Here is a 1,502-nt window from a genome sequence, read left to right as displayed (position 1 = left end):
CTCGTCGACCTGGTCCTGCGGGACGCCTCGGTGCTGTTGGGGGTCCGCCTGGACCGGTCCGTGCTGGCCGGCAGCGCGGTCGAGGACGCCTGGACGCGCGCGTCGGGGGCCTGAGCGAGGGCGCGGTCCGGCGCTCCTGAGCGCGGGCGACGGGGGTGTGGCGCACATCACGTCACGAACGCGACGGCTGCACGGTCGACCTACCGAGAGCGATCGGAGGTCGTGATGCGACGGATCCTGGTGGTCGGTGGCGGTTACGCGGGCTTCTCCGCGGCGTGGCGCCTGGAGAAGCGGCTGCGGCGGGGCGAGGCGGAGGTCACGCTCGTCGACCCGCGCGGCTTCATGACGTACCAGCCGTTCCTGCCGGAGGTCGCGGCGGGGTCGGTCGAGGCGCGGCACGTGGCGGTGTCCCTGCGCGCGCACCTGCGCCGGACGCGGCTCGTGACGGGGCACGTGACGGCGGTCGACCATGCGCACCGGACCGCGACGGTCCGGACGGTCGACGGCCGCGAGCGCGACCTGGGGTACGACGTGCTGGTCGTCACCGCGGGTGCCGTCACGCGGACGTTCCCGGTGCCCGGCCTGAGCGACGAGGGGATCGGCCTCAAGCACGTCGAGGAGGCCGTCGCGGTGCGCGACCGGGTGCTCACGGGGTTCGACGCGGCGGCGAACCTGCCGCCGGGTGTGGAGCGGTCGCGGCACCTGACGGTGACCGTCGTGGGCGGCGGGTTCACGGGCGTGGAGGTGTTCGGCGAGCTCCTGGCGCTGTCGCGGGACCTGCTGCGCCGTTACCCGGAGGTCGACGCGGGCGAGCTGCGGTTCCACCTCGTCGAGGCGCGCGACCGGATTCTGCCCGAGGTGACGGACCGTCCGGGGCGGTGGGTGGTGCGCCACCTGACGCGGCGCGGTGGGCTGGTGCACCTGGGTGCGCAGGTGCTGTCCGCGACGGACGGGCACGTCGTGCTGTCGACGGGCGAGGAGTGGGACACCGGGCTGCTCGTGTGGACGGCCGGGAACGCCTCGCACCCCGTCGTCGCGAACCACACGGACCTGCCGGTCGACGAGCGCGGGCTCGTCGTCGTGCGCGGCGACCTGCGGGTCGGCACCGAGGACGCGCCCGTCCCGGACGCGTGGGCCGCGGGCGACAACGCCGCCGTGCCCGACCTCGCGTCGGGCGTGCCCGGCGCCCTGACGGTCCCGAACGCGCAGCACGCGGTCCGGCAGGGTCGCCTCCTCGCCGACAACGTGCTGGCCGACCTGCGCGGTGGTCGCGTCCGGCGGTACCGGCACGCGAGCCTCGGCGTCGTCGCGACCCTGGGCCGCCACCACGGCGTGTTCCAGTACCGGCGTCTCGTGCTCACGGGGTGGCTCGCGTGGGCCGTGCACCGGGCGTACCACGTGCTCGCCGTCCCGACGTGGGAGCGCAAGGTCCGCGTCGCGCTGCTGTGGGCGTCGGCCGCGGTCTTCGGCCGCGACGTCGTGCCCCTGCCCGCGGTGGGCCG

General features: G+C 75.8%; 1 protein-coding gene. It reads left to right on the top strand.

From position 1 onward, the window contains the following. Nucleotides 1-225: 225 nt before the first annotated feature. Nucleotides 226-1,502 (top strand): NAD(P)/FAD-dependent oxidoreductase (locus HGA02_RS19010; RefSeq protein WP_168680922.1); only part of this gene is annotated, 1,277 nt, incomplete at its 3' end.

Source organism: Cellulomonas septica (genome assembly GCF_012396155.1).
Lineage (GTDB): Bacteria > Actinomycetota > Actinomycetes > Actinomycetales > Cellulomonadaceae > Cellulomonas > Cellulomonas septica.
This window is presented reverse-complemented; position numbering and strand designations above follow the sequence as displayed.